Consider the following 21,473-nt stretch of genomic DNA (forward strand, 5'->3'; position numbering starts at 1 on the left):
CGCGTCAGCCGCGGCGGCGCTTGGCCTGCCAGATCGCACCGGCACCGAGCGCGGCGACGACGACGACACCGGCGACGAGACCGACGGACGGACCGGAGCGGGCGGACCCGGCGGGGGCGGCGGTGTCCGTGGCGTCCGGGGCGTCCGGGGCCGAGGACTCCGCGCCCTCCTTCGCCACCTGCTCGCCGCAGCCCGCCCGCGGGTAGCCGGCGATGGCGCAGAGCAGCGCGTTGCTGTTGTAGCGCAGCGGCCGTGCGACGGAGGCCAGCGCGTCGGCCGACGTGGCGTCCTCGCCGACCCGCGCGCAGGCCGTGCGCGGCTTCGGCGGCGTCTCGGCGCCGGGGGCGTCGCGCGCCGTGCCGAAGTCGAGGACGAGGGCGACGCGCTTGGCGCCGTCGCGCGCCGGGGTGTGCGCGCAGATCTCGGCGAAGTCGGCGGCGCCGCGCGGCTGCGCGGCGTCCTTGGAGTCCGCGCTCACCGAGAACCGGAAGCCCTGGACGTCGCCGTCGTCCGGCGTGGTCCCGGACGGGCCCGTCGAGGCGTACGTCCACGCCTGCCCGGCGCGCTCCCAGAACGACCAGTAGCGGTACCCCGCGGCCTGCGCCGGGGCCGCGGTCAGGCCGAGCACCGCGACGAGCAGGCCGAGGGCGAGCCCGGCGCTGCCTGCGCGGGTCACAGCTGCTGCTTCTTGCGGCCGCTGAGCAGGAAACCGGCGCCGACGGCGGCGACGAACATGACGCCGACGATCCACCAGGTGCCGAGGCCGCCGCCGTCGTCGCTCTTGTCGTCCTTCTTCTTCGCGCCGTCGTCGGCGGAGTCCGCCGAGGCGGGCGCCGGGCCGGTCTTGTTCAGGGCGCCGACCAGGTCGGTGCCGCCGAAGTCGTGCGGGTCGTTGCCGGTGGCGTGCGCCGCGAAGATCAGCTGGGCGTAGGCGGCGGGCCCGGACTGCGCGGCCCAGCCCTTCGCGTTCTTCTCCAGCCAGGCGTAGGGGTCCTTCGTGTACTTGATCCCCTCGGCGGCGGCGACCGCGGCGACCGCGTCGGCGGTGTTGCCGTAGTCGGGCTGGTCCTCGGCGCCGGCCAGCTGCGACTTCAGGTACAGGTGGGTGGAGAGCTGGTTCTGGAGGTAGACGGCGCCGTTGTGCGCGAGGTCGTCGGCGCTCTTGCCGCCGTCACACGTGTACGCGCCCGGGGCCTTGCCCTTGCCGGGGGCGAAGCCGGAGCCGAGCGCGCCGAGCACACCAGCGGCGGTGGCGTCGGCGTTGGGCGCGAGCTTGCCCTTCTTGTCCGGCTGGTAGGCGAGGGCGCCGCCGTTCTTGCCGTCCGAGCAGGGCAGGGCGAGCGCGGCGAGGGCGTCGAGGCCGGACTTGCCGCGGCCCGACGTCACGTCGGCGCCCTGCTGACCGGCGGCGGCGAGCGCGCCCAGCACCACGGAGGTGGAGTTCGCGTCGCTGGCGCCGCCCGGGTTGTAGCCCCAGCCGCCGTCGTCGTTCTGGTTCTTCTTCAGCCAGCCGACGCCCTTGGTGACGGCCTCGTCCCGGCCGCCGACGGCGGCCAGGGCCTGCACGGCGGCGGCGGTGCTGTTGCTGTCGACGGGCGTCTTGGCGTCGCAGGCCTTGCCGGGGTCGGCGCGGAAGGCCGCGAAGCCGCCGTCGGCGCACTGCTGCCCGGCGAGCCAGTCGACGGCCTTGGCGGCGGGGCGCACCCCGGCCGTGTCCTGCGCGACGAAGGCGAGGGACTGGCGCCACACGCCGTCGTAGGTGGGGTCCGTCTTTCCGTACAGGCCCGAGGGCACGGCGGTCTTCGGCGAGGGGGAGGCACTGTCCGCGCCGTCTGCGAACGCGGCCTGCGCGCTCACGGCGCCGATCACGACGGTCGCGGCGACGAGCGCGGCGGTGCGGCGAATGTTCATGGTGGGGCGGGTGCCTCTCCCTGCGGGGAGCCGGGCGGCACGGCACACACGGGCACCGGGCGGCTCCGGTTCCGTATGCCTCGACGGTCCTGAGCCGATCACGACGCGTCCGAGGCATTCCGGCTTTCACGGCTGCGGGATCAGCGCCGGACTCCCACCGGCTTCCCCTCACACGCGCATATGACGACCGCCCCACTGTACCGGCCCCCACGCGCTCCCCAGGGGCGCGGGGAACGGCGCGAGCAACGACGACGGACCGCACGCCGCGATGAGGCGTCTGCCACAGCGGCGCCCTTCAGGGGCGCGGGGAACGGCGCGAGCGACCACGACGGACCGCACGCCGCGATGAGGCGTCTGCCACAGCGGCGCCCTTCAGGGGCGCGGGGAACGGCGCGAGCAACCACGACGCGCCCGCACCCGCCGAAGAACGCACACCCACCCACGGCGAGTGGCGCAGCCCCAGCCGGTCAGCCGCCCGGCCCTCAGACCCCGTGGAACCGAGACCTACCGCACATCGACGGGCCCGTCATCGTCCCCCCGGGGCGCCCCCAGATACCGCTCGATGACCGCCCCCGGCGCAGCCACCCCCTCCTGCCCGCTCAGGTTCTTCCGGACGGAGTCGAGAATGGTCAGCCCCTGACCCACGAGCCCGGCGGCGATCTCCCCGAGCCCGTCCGCCCCGTTCAGCACATTCACGTTGGCCCCGGCCAGCCCGGCAGACGCCTCCTTCACGATCTGCGGCAACTGATCGATGAGCATCCGGTCCAGCGCGACCCGGTCGTACGACGCGGCGGCCTCCGCCTGGATCTTCATCCGCTCGGCCTCGGCCAGTGCGAGGACCCGGATACGCTCCGCGTCCGCCTGGGCCGGCTTCACGATCTCCGCGATGAGCTGCTTCTCACGCAACTCGGCCTGCTTGAGCGCCAGTTCCGTCTGGGCCGCGAGCACCTCCTGCTGGGCGCGGGCCAGCGCCAGCGGACCGGCCTGCTCGGCCTGGGCCTTGGCGCGGTCCACCTCCGCGCTGTACTCGGCCTGCACGATCGCGGTCTGGCGCGCGAACTCGGCCTGCTTGCGGGCGGCCGCCTGCTCCGCCTCCGTGGACGCCTGCGTCGCCTGGGCCTGGGCGATCTGCGCGGCCCGCTGGATGTTGGCCTTGTGCGGCCGGGACATCGCCTCGATGTACCCGGTGTTGCCGTCGTCGATGGACTGGATCTGCAGCGAGTCGACGTGCAGGCCGATCTTGGCCATCTCCGCCTTCGAGGTGTCCAGCACCTCGGTGGCCAGCTTCTGCCGCTCGGTGACGATCTCCTCGACGGTCATCGAGCCGATGATGGAGCGCAGGTGGCCGGCGAAGATCCGCCCGGTCAGGACGGACATCTGGTCCTGGTCGGAGAGGAACCGCTGGCCGGCGTTGACGATCGACTCGTCATCGTTGCCGACCTTGAACGCGATGACGGCGCGCACGGTCAGGGCGATGCCCTGGCGGGTCACGCACTTCTCCACCACCTCCGCCTCGCTCATGGCGAGCGAGAGGAAGCGGGTCTTGCGGAACACCGGCAGCACGAACTTCCCGTGCCCGGTGACGACACGGAACGGCGCTCCCCCAAGTCCCCGCCTGCCGCCCGAGATCAGCATCGCCTCGTCGGGTGCGGGAACGCGATATCCGAACATCCCTGATGTCTCCTTAGCGGGCGGCGCCGTCACCGTCGTCGCCGAGCAGAGGATCGCCCCAGGCCATGACGGAGACCTGCCGGTGCCCGAGGGAGTCCACGACCAGCACGGTCGCGCCCCGCGCCAGCGGATGGTCGGAGTACGCGATGAACGTCTCCGTGCCGCCCCTGACCCGCACCAGCACCTCGCCCGGCCCGGCGGCCCCCCGTGTGCCGACGACGAGCTCCCCCGTACAGCCGACCACAGCCTCGTCCGGCGCCATTGACGGCCGCCCCCTTGTCATTCCAGCTCAGCTGAGCCCTTGAGAGCCAGACCCTACGCCTGCCGGCCCGCCCCGACCATCTCGGCGGGGCAAAGCTCCGTCCTGGTCAGGGCGTTGCCACATACGTCACGGGATCGCCGCCCGGCACCGCCTCCGCCCGCCCCAGCTTCACCAGCCGGCGCAGGTGGGCCTCCGCCTCGGAGACGGCGATGTTCCGTGATCCGTAGGGGATGTCGGCCCAGGGGCGGTTCCACTCCATGCGCTCGGCGAGCTGCCAGGGGGTGAGCGGGGCGGCGAGCAGGGCACGCAGGTCGGTGAGGCGGGACTCGTGGTGGTCGAGCAGCTCCCGGACGCGGGCGCCGGCGTCGGTGAAGGGGTGCTGGTGGGCGGGGAGCACCTCGGCGGGGGCGAGGCGGCCGACGCGCTCCAGGGAGTCGAGGTAGTCGCCGAGCGGGTCGGTGGAGCCCTCGCCGAGTGCCGGGTCCTCGTAGAGCCCGATGTGCGGGGTGATGCCGGGCAGCACGTGGTCGCCGGAGAAGAGGCGGCCGCTGCCGGGCAGGCCCGCCGGGTGGGCCTCCTCCAGGTGCAGGCAGACGTGGCCCGGGGTGTGGCCCGGGGTCCAGATCGCGCGCAGCCGGCGGCCGGGCAGGTCGAGCAGGTCGCCGGGGGTGATGGCCCGGTCGGGCAGGGCCGGGTCGAGTCCGGGCAGCCGGCGCGGGCGGCCCTCTGCGGCGGCGGCGAGCAGCGGCGCGACGTGCTCGTCGGGGGCTCCGGCCGCGCGGAGCTTGGCGGCCATGTACGCGTACCAGCGCGAGGGCGGGTTCTCGCGGGTGCGGCGGACCACCGCGGCGTCCGCCTCGTGCATCGCGATCCACGCGCCGGACGCCTCGCGCACCTTCGCGGAGAGGCCGTGGTGGTCGGGGTGGTGGTGGGTGATGAGGACACCGGTCAGGTCGGTGACCGCCGTGCCGCACGCGGTGAGGCCCGCGGTGAGGGCGGCCCAGGAGGCCGGGTCGTCCCAGCCGGTGTCGATGAGGACCGGGCCCGCGTCGGTGTCCAGGAGGTGGATGAGGGTGTGGCCGAGGGGGTTGTCGGGGATCGGCACGCGGATGCTGTGCACGCCTCCGCCGTGGTCGGTGACCCGCGTCGTGCCTGCCGTGCCTGCCGTGCCTGCCGTGCCTGCCGTGCCTGTCGTCCCGGTCATCGGGGCCGCCTCTCCGCCGCCAAGGGCGCCACTCGCACGCGCCGGACTCCGGTCACTGTAATGGACCAGGTAGAACCCGTTCCGATGGTCGCCCGGGTCGACCTTCTCCGCGCCCGCCGCCACCCTTCCGCAACACAACTAGAACTGGTATCAGTTCTGATACGCCGTCAGAAACCGTACGCGGCACGCCTCACGGAAGCGGAAGTCGCCATGACCGAGCTCGTGGAACACGGACAGCTGTTCATCGGCGGGGAGTTGACCGACCCCCTCGGCAAGGACGTCATCGAGGTGGTCTCCCCGCACACCGGCGAGGTCTTCGGACGGGTGCCGCACGCCGTACCCGCCGACGTGGACCGCGCCGTCGCCCTCGCGCGCCGCGCCTTCGACGACGGGCCCTGGCCGCGGTCGGCGCTCGAGGAACGGATCGCCGTCGTCACCCGGATCAAGGACGCCCTCGCGGTGCGCCACGAGGAGATCGCGCGGATCATCTCGCGGCAGAACGGCTCCCCCTACTCCTGGTCGGTCCTGGCCCAGGCGCTCGGCGCGATGATGGTCTGGGACTGCGCGATCGGCGTCGCGCGCGGCTTCACGTACGAGGAGACCCGCGACGGCGCCCTCGGCCGGCTGCTGGTGCGCCGGGAGCCGGTGGGGGTCGTCGCGGCCGTCGTGCCGTGGAACGTGCCGCAGTTCGTGGCCGCCGCCAAGCTCGCGCCCGCCCTGCTCGCCGGCTGCTCCGTCGTCCTCAAGCCGTCGCCGGAGTCGCCGCTCGACGCGTACATCCTGGGGGAGATCGCCCAGGAGGCCGGGCTGCCCGAGGGCGTGCTCTCGATCCTGCCCGCCGACCGCGAGGTGAGCGAGTACCTGGTCGGGCACCCGGGCATCGACAAGATCTCCTTCACCGGCTCCGTCGCGGCCGGCAAGCGCGTGATGGAGGTGGCGGCCCGTCACCTGACCCGCGTGACACTGGAGTTGGGCGGCAAGTCGGCGGCCGTCGTACTGCCCGACGCCGACGTGGGGTCGACGGTCGCGGGCGTCGTCCCCGCCGCCTGGATGAACAACGGGCAGGCCTGCGTCGCCCAGACCCGCATCCTGCTGCCCCGCTCCCGCTACGACGAGTTCGCCGAGGCCTTCACGCAGGCCGCCGCCGCCCTGGTCGTCGGCGACCCGCTCGACCCCGCCACCCAGGTCGGCCCGCTCGTCGCCCGCCGCCAGCAGCAGCGCAGCCTCGACTACATCCGCCTCGGCCAGGAGGAGGGCGCGAAGGTCCTCACCGGCGGCGGCGCCCCCGCCACGGCCGGGCTCGAACACGGCTGGTACGTCCAGCCGACCCTCTTCGGCGACGTCCACAACGGCATGCGCGTCGCCCGCGAGGAGATCTTCGGCCCGGTCGTCTGCCTGCTGCCCTACGACGACGAGCGCGAGGCCGTCGAGATCGCCAACGACTCCGACTACGGGCTCAGCGGCAGCGTCTGGACCGCCGACGTGGCGCACGGCGTCGACCTCGCCCGGCAGGTGCGCACCGGCACCTACAACGTCAACACCTTCAGCCTCGACATGCTCGGCCCCTTCGGCGGCTACAAGAACAGCGGCCTCGGACGGGAGTTCGGGCCCGAGGGCTACAGCGCCTACCTGGAGCACAAGATGATCCACCTGCCCGCCGGCTACGCACCCGAGGAGGGCTGAGCATGGCCGACCGGTGGCATGTGGAGGTGGACCGGGGCGTGTGCATCGGCTCGGCGACGTGCCTGCACCACGCGCCCGGGGCGTTCCGCCTGGACGCGGCCCGGCAGTCCCACCCCGAGCAGGCCGAGACGGACGCCGACGAGCGAGTCCTGGCCGCGGCCGAGGGCTGTCCCGTCGAGGCCGTCGTGATCACCCTGGCCGGCAGCGGCGAGCCCGTCTTCCCGCCCGGGGAATGACCCCGCGCGAAAAACCGGGTGCTCAGCCGTAGAAAGCGCAAACTCGAACAAGCCGAACATTACTTTCCTCGTGAGTTCCGCACTGCTTACTGATGACAGATGTGACTGTCCGCCCTCCTCGGCGCCATGCGAATCTCATTCCGGCCGACCACGGGATGCCAAGGAGGGCGACCTACGTCATGGACAAACGGTACGAGGTCTACGCCCTTGCGGATCCCCATTTCTACGAGACCCCGGAGCGGCTCTCCGCCGACGGAAAAGCACGGCCCCTGCCCGAGTTCGAGACGGCCCGCAGGGAGATACCCGACGGCTGGCGCGCCGACAACAACGGGGAGTGGCTCAGCCTGACCCCGCTGGAGTCCGACGGCACCCCCCGCCAGGGCCCCGCCCAGGGCTGGAAGATCCACGTGTCGGCCACCAGGACCGCCGCCGAGCAGACCGCCGCGACCGTCTGGGACTACTGCGTGCCACGCGGCATTCCGTTCAAATTCGTTCCCGCCCCGCACGTTCTTCACTTGCGGAACGCGAAATACGCCGGCCGTGACACCAGTGGAAAGTTCGTCACCATCTATCCGGCCGACGACGAACGATGTCAGCTGATCCTGGAAGAACTCGGAGAACTCCTGCGCGGCGGCGAAGGACCGTATATTCTCACCGACCTGCGTATCGGCGAAGGCCCCCTCTATGTGCGCTACGGCGCCTTTTCCCGCCGCATGGTGGTGAACGAACGCGGGACGCTCGTCAGCGCCATCGAGGACGGCGCGGGCCGCCTCGTGCCCGACAACCGGGAACCGTCCTTCCAGGTCCCCGACTGGGTGCCCCTGCCCGCGTTCCTCAAACCGCACGTCGACGCCCGTAACGCCACCACCGTCACCGACCTGCCCTACCGCTTCGAGAAGGCCCTGCACTTCTCCAACGGCGGCGGCGTCTACCGGGCGACGGACAGCCGCGACGGCCGCAAGGTCGTCCTCAAGGAAGGCCGCCCGCACGCCGGGCTCGCCGCCGACGGGGGCGACGCCATCGCCCGCCTGGAGCGCGAGAAGGCCGCCCTGGAACGGCTGTCGGGGCTCGGCGTCGCCCCCGAGGTGCGCGACTGGTTCCTCGTCGGCGACCACCGCTTCCTCGTCATGGACCACGTCGAGGGACGCCCCCTGAACGCGTTCTTCGCCGAGCGCCACCCGCTGCTCTCGCCCGCCCCCGACCCGGCCGCGGTCGCCGACTACGCGGCCTGGGTGCTGCGGATCAACGACGCCGTCGAGAAGGCCGTGGCCGCCGTCCACGAACGCGGCATCGTCTTCAACGACCTGCACCTGTTCAACATCATGGTCGCCCCCGACGAACAGAGCGTCACCCTCATCGACTTCGAGGCGGCCACCCGGGTCGAGGAGAACGGCAGCCAGATGCTGGCCCACCCGGGCTTCTGGGCGCCGCTGGACCGCACCGGCACCGACATCGACCGCTACGCCCTCGCCTGCCTGCGGATCGCCATGTTCCTGCCCGTGACGACCCTGTTCGTCGTCGACCGGGCCAAGGCCGCCCACCTGGCCGACATCATCGCGGACGAATTCCCCACCGTGCCCCGGCAGTTCCTGGACGAGGCGGTCGCCGAGATCACCCGCGACGCCACCGCCCGGCCGACCGGCACCCGGAACGCGAGCGGCGCCACGCGCCCCGCCGAGCCCGGCGACTGGCCGCGCAGCCGCGACTCCATGGTCGCCGGCATCCTCGCCTCGGCCACCCCGGACCGCGACGACCGGCTCTTCCCCGGCGACGTCGTCCAGTTCGCCACCGGCGGCGGCCTCGGCCTCGCCTACGGCGCGGCCGGCGTCCTGCACGCCCTCACCGAGACCGGCGCCGACCGCTACGAACAGGGCGAGCGCTGGCTGTTGGACCACACCGACCCGGTGCCGCCCGGCACCGCGCTCGGCCTCTACGACGGCATCGCCGGCGTCGCCTACGTCCTCGACCGGCTCGGGCACCGCCAGCGCGCCCTCGACCTGACCGAGCGGCTGCTGAGCGAGAAGTGGCAACGGCTCGCGGTCGGCCTGCACAGCGGACTCGCCGGGGTCGGCCTCGTCCTCGACCACCTCGCCCGCACCACCGGCGAGAGCACCCTCGCCGACCGCGCCGCGGAAGCCACCCGGCTCGTCGCCGACCGGATCGTGGAGGTGGGCGCCACGGACCGGGTGCCCACCTCGAAACGGCGCGCCGGACTGATGCGCGGCCTGAGCGGGCCCGCCCTCTTCCTGCTGCGCCGCTACGAGCAGACGGGCGGCGCGGACTGCCTGCGGCTCGCCGGTGACGCGCTGACGCTCGACCTGGACCGGTGCCGCACCTCCTCCGACGGCGGCCTCCACGTCGACGAGGGCTGGCGCACCATGCCCTACCTCGGGGACGGCAGCGCCGGAGTCGGTATGGTCCTCGACGACTACCTGCAAGCCGCCCCGGACGCGGAGCTGGGCGACCGGTCCGCCGAGGAGCTGCGCGCGGCCGTCCTCACCGCCGCGACCTCCCGCTTCTACGTCCAGCCCGGCCTGTTCGAAGGCCGCGCCGGCATGATCCTGCACCTGGCCCGCACCACCACGCCCGGCGCCGCCGGCGCGCCGCTCGCCGGGCAGATCGACGCGCTGTCCTGGCTGTCGATGCGCTACCAGGGCCACCTCGCCTTCCCCGGACACCAGATGATGCGCCTGTCCATGGACCTCGGCACCGGCACCGCCGGCTGCCTGCTCGCGCTCAGCGCGGCCCTGGACCCCGGCCGCGGCGCTCATCTGCCCTTCCTGCCGCCCCTGCGGCAGCCCTGAGACCGGTTCCGGCACGTTCGGAGTCGTGACACAACCGCACCACCCGTCCCCACAGGAATGAACGTCGACGAAAGGGAAAAACCATGGCACTTCTCGACCTGCAGAGCATGGAAGCCGACGAGACCACCGGCGGTGGCGGTGGCGGCGGCGGCGAGGGCAGCAACGTGAGCCTGCTGCTCTGTGACAAGCACAGCTCCAACAGCACGATCCTGTGCCTGTGACCGAACGTCCGCCGCTGAGGGCCTGCAGACACCGCTGAGGCCCGCGCACGGATGACGGCGGGGCCGCCCCACTGCGGGCGGCCCCGTCCCCGTTCCCACCCCCCGCCCCCTGGACGCGACCCCGGATGCGAGGCTCCGTGAAGACGCCAGTGCAGACGCCGGACGGCACCTCGGGCGACGCCCTGCTGCGCGCCGCGACCCGCCACAGCGCCGGCCGGTGCGTGGCCCTGTGCCTGCTCACCGTCGTCTCCGCGGGCGCCGGCCTGCTCCTGCCGTACGTCCTCGGGCGGACCCTGGACGCCCTGTTCGCCGCGGACTCCGCCGCGGCCGGCGCCGCGTCCGGCGGCGACGCCGGCACCTGGCTGCTGCGCTGCGCCGTCCTGCTCGGCGGCCTCACCCTCCTCGACTCCTGCGAGTCCGTGCTCACCGGCACCACCGGCGCCCGCACCACGGCCTGGCTGCGCCACCGCCTGCTCGGGCACGTCCTCGCCACCGGACCCCGGGCCACCGCCCGGTTCCCCGCGGGCGACCTCGTCGCGCGGCTCGTCGGGGGCACCGCGCAGGCCGGACCCGCCCCCGCGACCGTGGCCGCCTTCGCCGCCACCTTCGTCCTGCCCGTCGGCGCGATCGCCGCGCTCGCCCTCACCGACCTCTGGCTCGTCGCCGCCTTCGTCGCCGGGGCGCCGGCCCTCGCCCTGCTGCTGCGCGCCTTCGCCCGCGCCTCTTCCGACTGCGTCTCCGCCTACCTCAAGGAGCAGGGCGAGATCGCGACCCGGCTCACCGAGGCGATCGGCGGGGCCCGCACCATCGCCGCCGCGGGCATCGCCGACCGGGAGACGGCGCGGGTCCTCGAACCGCTGCCCCGCCTCGGCCACCAGGGCCTGCGGCTGTGGCGGGTGCAGGGCCGGGCCAGCGCGGGCGCGGTGACCCTCGCGCCGCTGCTGCAGATCGCGGTGATCGCGACGGCGGGCCTGCTCCTGCTCCACGGCCGCCTGACCGTCGGCGAACTGCTCGCCTCCTCGCGCTACGCCGTCCTCGCCACCGGGGTCGGCATGCTCGTCGGCGACCTCTCCGCCCTGGTGCGCACGCGGGCCGCGGGACAGCGCCTCGCCGACGTCCTGGCCGTACCGGCGCCCGGCTACGGGACCACTCCGCTCGCCCGCGAGGGCGGCCGGCTGGAGTTCCGCGGCGTCACCGCGCGCCACGACGGCCGCACCGTCCTCGACGCCGTCGACCTGACCGTCCCCGCCGGGGAGACGCTCGCCGTCGTCGGCGCCTCCGGGGCGGGCAAGTCGCTGCTCGCCGCGCTCGCCGGACGGCTCACCGACCCGGACGAGGGCACCGTGCTCCTCGACGGCACCCCGCTGCCCGACCTGACCCGCGCCGAACTGCGCGCGGCCGTCGGGTACGCCTTCGAGCGGCCCACGCTGCTGGGCGACACCCTGGCCGACACCATCGCCCTCGGCCCGCGCCCGCCGGCGCCGGGCGACGACCGGACCGTGCGCGCCGCCCGGGCCGCCCACGCCGACGGCTTCGTCCGCCGCCTGCCCGCCGGATACGCCACCGCCTGCGCGGACGCGCCGCTGTCCGGCGGGGAGGTGCAACGTCTGGGCCTGGCCCGGGCGTTCGCGCACGGCGGTCGGCTGCTCGTCCTGGACGACGCGCTCTCCAGCCTCGACATGATCACCGAACGGGAGATCGCCGCCGCGCTCCTGCGGCACGCCCCCGGCACCACCCGGCTCGTCGTCGCCCACCGCGCCACGACCGCGGCTCGCGCCTCCGCCGTGGCCTGGCTCGACGCGGGCCGCGTCCGCGCCCTCGCCCCCCACGAACGCCTCTGGCGCGACCCGGCCTACCGAGCGGTGTTCGCCACCGATACCGCCACCGACACCGACACCGACACCGCCACCGACGCCGCCACCGACAGCGACAGTGACCCGGCCGGTGGCGCCGGCCGCTCGGGAGCGCGCGGCGAGGCCGGTGGGGCGGCGTGACCGCCACCCCGCCGCGGCCCGGCACGTACCGAAGAGGACTGCGCTTCCTGCTGCGCCGCCGCACCACCGTCGCCCGGCTCATCGGCTGGTCGGTCCTGGAGACCGGGCAGACGTTCCTGCTCGGGCAGGCCCTCGCCCGCGCCCTCGACGACGGGTTCCTGGCCGGGCGCCAGGGGACCGGCCTGCTCTGGCTCGGCGTGGCCGTGCTCGGCGTCGGCGCCGGCGCGCTCGGCACCGCCCGGGTCTACGGCGCCGTGGCCGGGCTCGTCGAACCGCTGCGCGACCTCCTCGTGCGCCGGGTCGTCGAGCGCGGCGTACGGGCCGGCGACGGGGCCGCGGTCTCCCGGCTCACCCAGCAGGTGGAGATCGCCCGTGACACCTTCGCCGGGCTCGTCATGGTCTCGCGCGCCTTCGTGTTCACCGCGGCCGGCGCCCTGATCGGCCTCTTCTCGCTGGCTCCGGTGCTGCTGCTCGTGGTCGCGCCGCCGCTCGTCGCCGGTGTCGCCCTCTTCCTCGGCACGCTGCGCCCGCTCGCCCGCGGGCAGGAGGCGTTCCTGATCGCCGACGAGACGGTCTCGGCCCGCCTCACCACGGTCTGCGCCGGGCTCCGGGACGTCACCGCGGCCGGCGCCGAGGAGCCGACCGCCCGCGCCGCCGGCACGCTGATCGACCGCGAGTACCGGACGGCCCGGACCCTCGCGTGGTGGGGGGTGCCCCGGGTGCTCGCCCTCGGCATCGGCGGCCAGCTCCCGCTGCTGCTGCTCCTGGTGACCGCGCCCTGGACCCTGGACCGCGGGGTGAGCCCGGGCGCCCTGGTCGGCGCCCTCGCCTACGTCGGCCAGTCCCTGCTGCCCGCCCTGCAGAACCTGGTCCACGGCCTCGGCGCGGGCGGCTCGCGCCTCGTGGTGGTCCTGCGCCGGCTGACGGCGGAACCGGCCCCGGAGCGCCGGACGGCGGAACTGCCTGGCGCACCGGCGCCAAGAACGGCCGAAAAGGCCACATTGACGGCGAGCCCCGTATCCCCTCCGGCACCCGCGCTGGAGGTGACCGCGCTGACTTTCGCCTACGGTCCGGGGGCCGAGCCGGTCCTCGACGGCCTCGCGCTGACCGTCCCCCAGGGCGGCCACCTCGCCGTGGTCGGCCCCAGCGGCATCGGCAAATCCACCCTGGCGGGGCTCGCCGCGGGGCTGCTGATTCCTGGCTCCGGCGAGATCCGGGTCTGCGGCCGACCCGCCCGCGCCCCCGGCGCGGCCGCGCGGCGCGTGCTGATCCCGCAGGAGGCGTACGTCTTCAGCGGCACCCTGCGCGAGAACCTCGGCTGCCTGCGTCCGGACCCGGTCCCCGACGGCGAACTCGCCCGCGCCGCCGCCGCGATCGGCCTCGACGCGCTGCTCACGCGCCTCGGCGGGCCAGACGCCCGGCTCGACCCGGCGGCGCTCTCCGCGGGCGAGCGGCAGCTGATCGCCCTGACCCGCGCCTACCTCTCGCCCGCCCCGCTCGCCCTGCTCGACGAGGCCACCTGCCACCTCGACCCGGTGGCGGAGGAGCGCGCCGAGCGGGCGTTCGCCGCCCGGCCCGGCGGCACCCTGGTGGTCGTCGCCCACCGGATGAGCTCCGCGCGCCGGGCCGGACAGATCCTCGTCATGGACGGGCCGCGCACCGCCTGCGGCGGGCACGAGGAGCTGCTCGTACGGTCCTCGCTCTACCGCGACCTGGCCGGGGCGTGGGACGCGGCCGGCCGGTCACAGCCAGCCCTCACCCTGGGAGATCCGTATGGCGTCGATCCTGTTGCGGGCGCCGATCTTGCGGGTGATGGCGGCCATGTAGTTGCGCACCGTGCCGTTGGACAGGTGCAGGCTGCGGGCGATCTCCGGGATCGAAGCGCCCCCGGCGGCGAGCGACAGCACACCTAACTCCCGTAAGGTCAGCGGATTCTGAGAGGCTTTCAGGAAGCCAAAGCCCAGTGAGTCGTCGACGAACCGCTGTCCCTTCGCCACCTGCCGGATGCCGAGCAGGAGCCGCTCGACGGGCCCGTCCTTGTCCACGTACCCCATCGCCTGCGCCTCCACGGCCCGGCGCAGGAGGCCGGGTCTGCTCGTACTGGCCAGCACCACGAGTGAGCACCTCAGTTCGGTCAGCGGCGGTATGCCGTACGGCATCTCGCAGTCCAGGTCGGCGACGCAGATCTGCGGTCTCAGCGAGCCCGCCTTGCCGGGCGCACTGCGCCACGGCGCGTGGTCCACCTCCAGGTCCGGTTCCTTCGCCAGTTGTTCGGCCAGGGCCGAACGCATCAGACACGAATCGTGCACAAGAAGTACCCGGGTCACGTCTGCCCCCCTCACGACCGTCGGCTCGCGGTCGCCTCGTTCAAGCGCGTGTCAGCAATTCAACCGGCGGGTTCCCCGGTATGGCTGCACAGAACTGGCCAACGGCTACCGGGGGGTCAGTCCTGGCCGGGATCGGTCAGGTCGATGAGCCGGCACACGGTCTCGATGTCGATCTTCACCTGGGCGATGGAGGCCCGGCCGGAGAGCCAGGTGATGAGCGCCGAGTGCCAGGTGTGCTCGATGACCCGGACGGCCGAGAGCTGCGCGGGCGTCGGGTCGTCCAGCTCCATCGCGTCCAGGATGATCGCCGTGGTCTGCCGGGAGACCTGGTCGACCTCCGGGCTGACGCTGCGGTCGGCGAAGGTGAGGGCGCGGACCATGGCGTCGGCCAGGTGCGGTTCGCGCTGGAGCGCGCGGAAGGCCCGCATCAGCGTCTCGGCGACCCGCTCGGCGGGGGAGTCGGAGGACGGCGGCCGTTTGCGGACGGTGGTGTGCATGTGCTGGAGCTGGTCCTGCATGGTCGCGACCAGCAGATGGACCTTGCTCGGGAAGTAGCGGTACAGCGTGCCGAGCGCGACCCGCGAGTCCTCCGCGACCTCGCGCATCTGCACCGCGTCGAAGCCCCCGCGGGACGCCAGCTGGGCGGTCGTGTGCAGGATGCGGCGGCGCCGCGCCTCCTGCCGCTCGGTGAGCGCGGGGGCACCTTGCGCGGAGCTTCTGGCGTCCGGAGCTGTCATCAGTTCGCTTCCGTCTCCCCTGGTCCCGGCCGTGGCGTGAATCACCCGGTCCGCCGGTCACAGCCTGGCTACCTGCCGGTAGATTCGGTGCTCATTGAACGATCAAGTCTGAAACTTGTTCTAGATTAGCGTCCCCACGTAGTGTCCAGTGTCCACGGGCAAGCAGGGAGAAGGGTGGCCTGGAGTGACCGCGGAGTCGTTGCGCATCGCGCTCCTCACGTACAAGGGCAACCCGTTCTGCGGGGGCCAGGGCGTGTATGTGCGCCACCTCTCCCGTGAGCTGGCCCGGCTCGGGCACCGGGTCGAGGTGATCGGGGCGCAGCCCTACCCCGTCCTGGACGAGGGCCCGGGGCTCGACGGGCTCACCCTCACCGAGCTGCCCAGCCTCGACCTGTACCGCAGCCCCGACCCCTTCCGCACCCCGGAGCGCGGCGAGTACCGGGACTGGATCGACGCCGCCGAGGTCGCCACCATGTGGACCGGCGGCTTCCCCGAACCCCTGACGTTCTCCCTGCGCGCCCGGCGCCATCTGCGTGCCCGCCGCGGCGAGTTCGACGTCGTGCACGACAACCAGACCCTCGGCTACGGCCTGCTCGGCGGCCCCGCCGCCCTCGGCGCCCCGCTGGTCACCACCATCCACCACCCGATCACCGTCGACCGGCAGCTGGAGCTGGACGCCGCGGCGACCCGGCGGCGGCGGATGTCGGTGCGCCGCTGGTACGCGTTCACCCGCATGCAGAAGCGCGTCGCCCGCCGCCTGCCGTCCGTGCTCACCGTCTCCGGCACCTCCCGCGAGGAGATCGTCCAGCACCTCGGCGTCCCGCGCAGCCGCATCGACGTCGTCCACATCGGCGCCGACACCGACCTCTTCTCGCCGGACCCCGCCGTGCCCGTGGTGCCCGGCAGGATCGTGACGACCTCCAGCGCCGACGTCCCGCTCAAGGGGCTCGTCTTCCTCGTCGAGGCGCTCGCCAAGGCGCGCGCCGAGCACCCCGGGGCGCACCTCGTCGTCGTCGGCAAGCGCGCCGAGGACGGGCCCGTCGCCCAGGCCATCGAGCGGTACGGGCTCGACGGCGCCGTCCAGTTCGTCAAGGGCATCAGCGACCGGGAACTGGTGGACCTCGTGCGCTCCGCGCAGGTCGCGTGCGTGCCCTCGCTCTACGAAGGCTTCTCGCTGCCCGCCGCCGAGGCCATGGCCACCGGCACCCCGCTCGTCGCCACCACCGGCGGCGCCATCCCCGAGGTCGCGGGCCCCGACGGTGAGACCTGCCTCGCCGTGCCGCCCGGCGACGCGGGCGCGCTGGCCGCCGCCCTGGTCCGGCTCCTCGGCGACGAGCCCCTGCGTGCCCGCCTCGGCGCCGCGGGCCGCGCCCGGGTCCTGGCCCGCTTCACGTGGGCGCGGGCCGCCCAGGGCACGGCCGAGCTGTACCGCGCGGCCATCGACGCCGCCCCCACCGCCTCCGTACGACCGACCCAGGAAACTCCTCAGGAAAGCAGGGCCACGTGCTGACCGTCGACTTCACCCGCTTCCCGCTCGCCGCGGGTGATCGCGTCCTCGACCTCGGGTGCGGAGCCGGCCGGCACGCCTTCGAGTGCTACCGGCGCGGGGCGCAGGTCGTCGCGCTCGACCAGAACGCGCAGGAAATCGCCGAGGTCGCCAAGTGGTTCGCCGCCATGAAGGAGGCCGGCGAGGCCCCGGCCGGTGCGTCCGCCACCGCGATGGAGGGCGACGCGCTCCACCTGCCCTTCCCCGACGAGTCGTTCGACGTCGTCATCATCAGCGAAGTGATGGAGCACATCCCCGACGACAAGGGCGTGCTCGCCGAGATGGTGCGCGTCCTCAAGCCCGGCGGCCGCATCGCCGTCACCGTCCCGCGCTACGGCCCCGAGAAGGTCTGCTGGGCGCTGTCCGACGAGTACCACGAGGTCGAGGGCGGTCACATCCGGATCTACAAGGCCGACGAACTGCTCGGCCGGATGCGCGAAGCGGGCCTCAAGCCGTACGGCACCCACCACGCGCACGCCCTGCACGCCCCGTACTGGTGGCTCAAGTGCGCGTTCGGCGTCGACAACGACAAGGCGCTGCCGGTGAAGGCGTACCACAAGCTCCTGGTCTGGGACATCATGAAGAAGCCCGCCCTGACCCGGGTCGCCGAGCAGCTGCTCAACCCGGTCGTCGGCAAGAGCTTCGTCGCCTACGCCACCAAGCCGCACCTGCCCACGAAGGACAGCGGGGCCGCTGCGTGAGCAGTCCCGAGCGGACCGAACTCCTCGTCCTCGACGGCGTCCTGACGGCCGATCAGGTCGCGCACACGGTGCGCGGGCTGCTCGCCGTGCAGCGCCCGGACGGCGCCATCCCGTGGTTCCGCCGCCACCACCTCGACCCGTGGGACCACACCGAGACCGCCATGGCACTCGACGTGGCCGGCGAGCACGAGGCCGCGGCGCGCGCCTACGACTGGCTCGCCCGGCACCAGAACGACGACGGTTCCTGGTACGCCGCCTACCACGACGGCGACCCCGACGACGTCACCGACCGCGGCCGCGAGACCAACTTCGTCGCGTACGTGGCCGTCGGCGTCTGGCACCACTACCTCTCCACCGGTGACGACGCCTTCCTGGACCGCATGTGGCCGGTCGTGTACGCGGCGATCGAGTTCGTCCTGCGGCTCCAGCAGCCCGGCGGCCAGATCGGCTGGAAGCGCGACGCCGACGGGAGCGCGGTGAGCGACGCGCTGCTGACCGGCAGTTCGTCGATCCACCACGCCCTCAGGTGCGCGCTCGCCATCGCCGAACAGCGCGAAGAGCCGCAGCCCGACTGGGAGTTGGCGCTCGGTGCGCTGCGGCACGCGATCCGCCGCCATCCCGAGCGGTTCCTCGACAAGGATCGCTACTCGATGGACTGGTACTACCCCGTGCTCGGCGGCGCGCTGCGCGGAGCCGAGGCGAAGGCGCGGATCGAGGCGGAGTGGGAGCGGTTCGTGGTGCCCGGGCTCGGGGTGCGCTGCGTCGTGCCGAACCCCTGGGTGACCGGCGGGGAGAGCGCCGAACTCGCCCTCGCCCTGTGGGCGACGGGCGAGTCCGACCGTGCGCTGACGATTCTTCAGGACATCCAGCACCTGCGCGACCCGCGGACCGGCCTGTACTGGACCGGTTACGTCTTCGAGGACCGGTCCGTATGGCCCGAGGAGCTCACGACGTGGACCGCGGGGTCCGTACTGCTCGCCGTGGCGGCGCTCGGCGGGGACGAAGCGACCTGCCAGGTGTTCGGCGGCGAGCTGCTGCCGTCGGGGGTGGACCCGGACTGCTGTCCCTGACCGGCGCAGGGACCCGGGACAGCGGCGGAGGCGGTCAGTGGCGACGCAGCTGGTTCGCCACGAAGTGGCCGATCGCCAGGTAGACGACCGCGGCGAGGCCGTAGCCCGCGACCACGCGCGCCCACGCGGCGTCGAAGGTGAACAGGTCGTGCGACCAGCCGGCGAGCCAGTTCGCCGCCTCGTGGACCCACTGGACCAGGTCGTTGCCCCGGTTCGCGTCCAGCAGATACATCAGGATCCACAGGACGAGGATGACGGCCAGGATGTCTGCAATGATCATGACAACCCGGCCTGCGCTTGAGCCTCTCCGATTCACAGACATGAAGTCCAGATGTCCCCGAATCCCGCGCGAAAACCACGGCGCGGGACGCCGACACGGACGGGCGTGCCCGGGTGGCGCGGTGACCGGGACCGGGTGAGGCTGCCAGCAGTGCAGCCAACGGCCCGGAGGTAACCCGTGGTGCCCAGCTCCCCCCTTCCCGTGCGCCGCCTGCTCGTGGCCGTGCTCCTGTGCGGCTCCCTGCTGGCCGGCACCACCGCCTGCGGCGGTGACGACAAGGACACGACGGCGAACCCCAGCACCTCCTCCACGGCCGAGCGGCAGAAGCTCGCCAAAACCCGCTTCGTGGCCAACGCGGGCATCGCGGCCGGCGCCACCTACCAGTGGATCGTCAAGCCGTGGAAGGCCGGGAAGTTCAAGAAGGGCGCGGACGGCCGCAAGTTCGCACTGGTCAAAGCGGGGCTCGCGGGCGCGCTGACCTACAACCGGCTGAAGGCCGCCAAGAAGAACGCCGAGGGCGACCCCGCCCTCGCCAAGGCGATCGCCCCGCTCACCTCCGGCATCGACGCGCTCAAGGACCTGCCGGCCAAGCTCCGCAAGGGCGACGGCACCGACGCGGTCTCCTCGTCCTTCGACGACATCATCAACAAGGTCAAGAGCGCGGGCAACGACGCGGGCGCACCCGTCGAGGACAAGGTGCCCTCCACCTCCGAACTCACCAAGGGCAGTTAGCTTTCTAGGAGTTCAGCTCCGCCAGCGTGCGCAGGGTGGCCGGGTCCGGGGAGAGCAGGAGCAGATCCGTCACCGGGCCCCCGCGCCACTCCTGGAGGCGCTCGGCGATCCGCCCGCGCGGCCCGACGAGCGAGATCTCGTCGGCGAACGCGTCCGGCACCGCGAGCACCGCCTCCTCCCGCCGCCCCTGCGCGAACAGCTCCTGGACGCGGCGGGCCGCGTCCTCGTACCCCATGCGCGCCATCAGATCGGCGTGGAAGTTGCGGGTGCGGTGGCCCATGCCGCCGATGTAGAAGCCGAGCATGGCCTTGACCGGCAGCAGCCCCTCGGCGACGTCGTCGCAGAGCTGCGCCCGGGCCATCGGCGCGACCATGAAGCCGTCCCCGCGCCCGGCCAACGCCGCCTCGTAGACGTCGGTCCGCGCCGGCGACCAGTACAGCGGCAGCCAGCCGTCCGCGATCCGCACCGTCTGCGCGATGTTCTTCGGCCCCTCGGCGCCCAACAGGACCGGCAGGTCCGCGCGGAGCGGGTGGGTGATCGGCTTCAGGGCCTTGCCGAGCCCGGTCCCGTCCTCGCCCCGGTAGGGGAGCGCGTGGAAGCGTCCGGCGGACTCCACGGGCCCCTCACGCCGCAGGACCTGGCGGACGACGTCGACGTACTCCCGGGTCGCCGTCAGCGGGGAGCGGGGGAACGGGCGCCCGTACCAGCCCTCCACCACCTGCGGCCCCGACAGGCCGAGGCCCAGCATCATCCGGCCCCCGGAGAGGTGGTCCAGGGTGAGCGCGTGCATCGCGGTCGTGGTGGGGGAGCGGGCCGCCATCTGCGCGATGGCGGTCCCCAGCCGGATCCGGCTGGTGTGCGCGGCGAACCAGGTCAGCGGGGTGAAGGCGTCGCTGCCCCAGGACTCCGAGGTCCACACCGAGTCGTACCCCAACGCCTCGGCCGCGCGCACGAGTCCGAGGTGACCGGGGTCGGGCCCGCGCCCCCAGTAGCCGAGTGCGAGTCCGAGCCGCATGCGCGCCCCCTTTGCCGGACCTCCGCCTGATGGGCCATCAGTTCGGGGGGTGACTGTACGCGAAAGGCCCCTCGCCCGGAAGGTGGGCGAGGGGCCTGACGGCGCAGGGGACGGTCAGCCGCGCTGGATCCCCGTGGTGTCCTGGAGCACGCCACGACGGCCGTCCTGCGTCTGGGCGACGAGGCCGGGGCCGCGCTGCTCGACCGCCAAGTACCAGGTACCCGGGGCCAGTTCGGCGATCGGCGTGGGCGAGCCGTCCTCCGCGTACAGCGGACGCGGCACCGGCACGGCGAACCAGAACGGGGAGAAGTCCCCGGCCGGCTGGCCGCCCTGGGCGGGACCGGGCGCCGCAGCGGCGGCCGCCTGCTGCGGCTGCCCGCCGAACGGCTGGCCGGGACCGGGCTGAGCGGCGCCGGGGTGGCCGGCGCCGGGGTGGCCGGGGCCGGGCTGACCCGGCTGGCCCGGCTGCGCGCCGTACGGCTGGCCCGGCTGCTGCTGGGCGCCCGGGTAGCCGTAGCCGCCCTGCGGCTGACCGCCGTAGGGCTGGGGCTGCTGGGGGCGCGGCGCGCCCACGAGAGCGCCCTTGAGGGCCGGGACCAACGGGGTGGCGATCGCGGCGGCGGCCATGACCAGGGTGGCGATCAGGGCGAGGATGGCGCCGATGCCGGCGTCGGCGCTGTCGCCGCCGCCGCCGAAGTTGTTGGCGCCACCGGACGGGTCGAAGATGTTGCCGAGCGCGGCCCACGCGGCGAGCACGGTGCACGCGACACCGAACTGGCCGAGGTCCAGACCGAGGACCTTGGTCGGCTGGGGCAGGCCCCGGGCGAGGACGATGAGGACCGCGCCGATGATGCCCGCGAGGACCACGCTCATCAGCAGCGGGCCGCTGCCCCACGAGTTCGGGCTGCTGATGCTGTCGGGGACGTTGTCACCGAGCGAGTAGATGTCGAGGAACGAGGCGATGAACAGCAACACCGCTGCTCCGATCACCACGCCGTCGCCTCGAGTGAGGGAGCGGATATTCACTTCAGGGTCCTTCGTCAGTCGTCTCGTCGTCGGAGGAGGCGGCGCCAAGCGCG

The 21,473-nt window shown here is 73.5% G+C and carries 19 protein-coding genes, 1 pseudogene and 1 riboswitch; of the genes and pseudogenes, 10 read left to right on the top strand and 10 right to left on the bottom strand.

Annotation, left to right across the window (positions count from 1 at the left end):
- Window positions 1-4: 4 nt before the first annotated feature.
- The 5 genes from ABZY33_RS07615 to ABZY33_RS07635 form a co-directional block, all read right to left on the bottom strand.
- Entirely contained in the window at window positions 5-676 is a 672-nt protein-coding gene (locus tag ABZY33_RS07615; protein WP_356490565.1) for an SCO2322 family protein, read from the bottom strand.
- Window positions 673-1,911, bottom strand: a complete 1,239-nt coding sequence (locus ABZY33_RS07620; protein ID WP_356490566.1) for a prenyltransferase/squalene oxidase repeat-containing protein — start codon at window positions 1,909-1,911, stop codon at window positions 673-675. The genes ABZY33_RS07615 and ABZY33_RS07620 overlap by 4 nt, the downstream gene beginning before the upstream one ends.
- 91 nt (window positions 1,912-2,002) lie before the next feature.
- A riboswitch (cobalamin riboswitch) is annotated at window positions 2,003-2,112 on the bottom strand.
- 303 nt (window positions 2,113-2,415) lie between these two features.
- Window positions 2,416-3,582 (bottom strand): SPFH domain-containing protein, encoded by a 1,167-nt coding sequence (locus tag ABZY33_RS07625; RefSeq protein WP_356490567.1) that lies wholly within the window; start codon window positions 3,580-3,582, stop codon window positions 2,416-2,418.
- A 13-nt stretch (window positions 3,583-3,595) separates the two neighbouring features.
- Window positions 3,596-3,844 (bottom strand): hypothetical protein, encoded by a 249-nt coding sequence (locus ABZY33_RS07630; RefSeq protein ID WP_356490568.1) that lies wholly within the window; start codon window positions 3,842-3,844, stop codon window positions 3,596-3,598.
- A gap of 106 nt (window positions 3,845-3,950) precedes the next feature.
- A complete protein-coding gene (locus ABZY33_RS07635) occupies window positions 3,951-5,048 on the bottom strand; it encodes an MBL fold metallo-hydrolase (protein WP_356490569.1) in 1,098 nt (365 codons plus the stop codon).
- Between the two features lie 210 nt (window positions 5,049-5,258).
- Here ABZY33_RS07635 and ABZY33_RS07640 point away from each other — a divergent pair, with 210 nt between their 5' ends.
- The 6 genes from ABZY33_RS07640 to ABZY33_RS07665 all read left to right on the top strand — a co-directional run bounded on the left by ABZY33_RS07640 (window position 5,259) and on the right by ABZY33_RS07665 (window position 13,899).
- Window positions 5,259-6,731: an aldehyde dehydrogenase gene (locus ABZY33_RS07640; protein WP_356490570.1), complete on the top strand. Its 1,473-nt coding sequence runs from the start codon at window positions 5,259-5,261 to the stop codon at window positions 6,729-6,731.
- A gap of 2 nt (window positions 6,732-6,733) precedes the next feature.
- Window positions 6,734-6,967 carry a ferredoxin gene (locus ABZY33_RS07645; protein WP_356490571.1) on the top strand — a complete coding sequence of 78 codons (234 nt, stop codon included), beginning with the start codon at window positions 6,734-6,736 and terminating at the stop codon, window positions 6,965-6,967.
- 179 nt (window positions 6,968-7,146) lie between these two features.
- Entirely contained in the window at window positions 7,147-9,771 is a 2,625-nt protein-coding gene (lanKC, locus tag ABZY33_RS07650; protein WP_356490572.1) for a class III lanthionine synthetase LanKC, read from the top strand.
- A gap of 83 nt (window positions 9,772-9,854) precedes the next feature.
- Window positions 9,855-9,992, top strand: a complete 138-nt coding sequence (locus tag ABZY33_RS07655; RefSeq protein WP_356490573.1) for a SapB/AmfS family lanthipeptide — start codon at window positions 9,855-9,857, stop codon at window positions 9,990-9,992.
- Between the two features lie 137 nt (window positions 9,993-10,129).
- Window positions 10,130-11,986, top strand: coding sequence for an ABC transporter ATP-binding protein (locus ABZY33_RS07660; RefSeq protein WP_356490574.1), 1,857 nt, complete (start codon window positions 10,130-10,132; stop codon window positions 11,984-11,986).
- Window positions 11,983-13,899, top strand: a complete 1,917-nt coding sequence (locus tag ABZY33_RS07665; protein ID WP_356490575.1) for an ABC transporter ATP-binding protein — start codon at window positions 11,983-11,985, stop codon at window positions 13,897-13,899. The genes ABZY33_RS07660 and ABZY33_RS07665 overlap by 4 nt, the downstream gene beginning before the upstream one ends.
- Here ABZY33_RS07665 and ABZY33_RS07670 read toward each other — a convergent pair.
- A pseudogene (locus tag ABZY33_RS07670) lies at window positions 13,813-14,277 on the bottom strand (response regulator transcription factor); the annotation flags it as partial. The gene ABZY33_RS07665 and the pseudogene ABZY33_RS07670 sit on opposite strands and share 87 nt — an antisense overlap.
- A 152-nt stretch (window positions 14,278-14,429) precedes the next feature.
- Window positions 14,430-15,050, bottom strand: a complete 621-nt coding sequence (locus ABZY33_RS07675; RefSeq protein WP_356490576.1) for a TetR family transcriptional regulator — start codon at window positions 15,048-15,050, stop codon at window positions 14,430-14,432.
- A gap of 184 nt (window positions 15,051-15,234) precedes the next feature.
- Here ABZY33_RS07675 and ABZY33_RS07680 point away from each other — a divergent pair, with 184 nt between their 5' ends.
- From ABZY33_RS07680 to ABZY33_RS07690, 3 genes are read left to right on the top strand one after another with little or no spacing between them, the layout of a single operon-like run.
- Window positions 15,235-16,560 (top strand): glycosyltransferase family 4 protein, encoded by a 1,326-nt coding sequence (locus ABZY33_RS07680; RefSeq protein WP_356490577.1) that lies wholly within the window; start codon window positions 15,235-15,237, stop codon window positions 16,558-16,560.
- Complete coding sequence (locus ABZY33_RS07685) at window positions 16,554-17,297, top strand: class I SAM-dependent methyltransferase (RefSeq protein ID WP_356490578.1); 744 nt, start codon at window positions 16,554-16,556, stop codon at window positions 17,295-17,297. The genes ABZY33_RS07680 and ABZY33_RS07685 overlap by 7 nt, the downstream gene beginning before the upstream one ends.
- Complete coding sequence (locus ABZY33_RS07690) at window positions 17,294-18,367, top strand: prenyltransferase (protein WP_356490579.1); 1,074 nt, start codon at window positions 17,294-17,296, stop codon at window positions 18,365-18,367. The genes ABZY33_RS07685 and ABZY33_RS07690 overlap by 4 nt, the downstream gene beginning before the upstream one ends.
- Before the next feature lie 34 nt (window positions 18,368-18,401).
- On the opposite strand, the gene ABZY33_RS07695 is transcribed toward ABZY33_RS07690, so the two are convergent.
- Complete coding sequence (locus ABZY33_RS07695; RefSeq protein ID WP_356490580.1) at window positions 18,402-18,689, bottom strand: hypothetical protein; 288 nt, start codon at window positions 18,687-18,689, stop codon at window positions 18,402-18,404.
- Window positions 18,690-18,827: 138 nt separating this feature from the next.
- Here ABZY33_RS07695 and ABZY33_RS07700 point away from each other — a divergent pair, with 138 nt between their 5' ends.
- Window positions 18,828-19,379: a hypothetical protein gene (locus ABZY33_RS07700; RefSeq protein ID WP_356490581.1), complete on the top strand. Its 552-nt coding sequence runs from the start codon at window positions 18,828-18,830 to the stop codon at window positions 19,377-19,379.
- A 4-nt stretch (window positions 19,380-19,383) separates the two neighbouring features.
- Here ABZY33_RS07700 and ABZY33_RS07705 read toward each other — a convergent pair whose 3' ends face one another.
- Window positions 19,384-20,394: an LLM class F420-dependent oxidoreductase gene (locus ABZY33_RS07705; protein ID WP_356490582.1), complete on the bottom strand. Its 1,011-nt coding sequence runs from the start codon at window positions 20,392-20,394 to the stop codon at window positions 19,384-19,386.
- Window positions 20,395-20,508: 114 nt separating this feature from the next.
- Window positions 20,509-21,420, bottom strand: coding sequence for a hypothetical protein (locus ABZY33_RS07710; RefSeq protein ID WP_356490583.1), 912 nt, complete (start codon window positions 21,418-21,420; stop codon window positions 20,509-20,511).
- Between the last annotated feature and the right edge of the window lie 53 nt (window positions 21,421-21,473).

The organism is Streptomyces sp. NPDC006552, from assembly GCF_040611655.1.
In the GTDB taxonomy this organism is placed as follows: Bacteria; Actinomycetota; Actinomycetes; order Streptomycetales; family Streptomycetaceae; genus Streptomyces.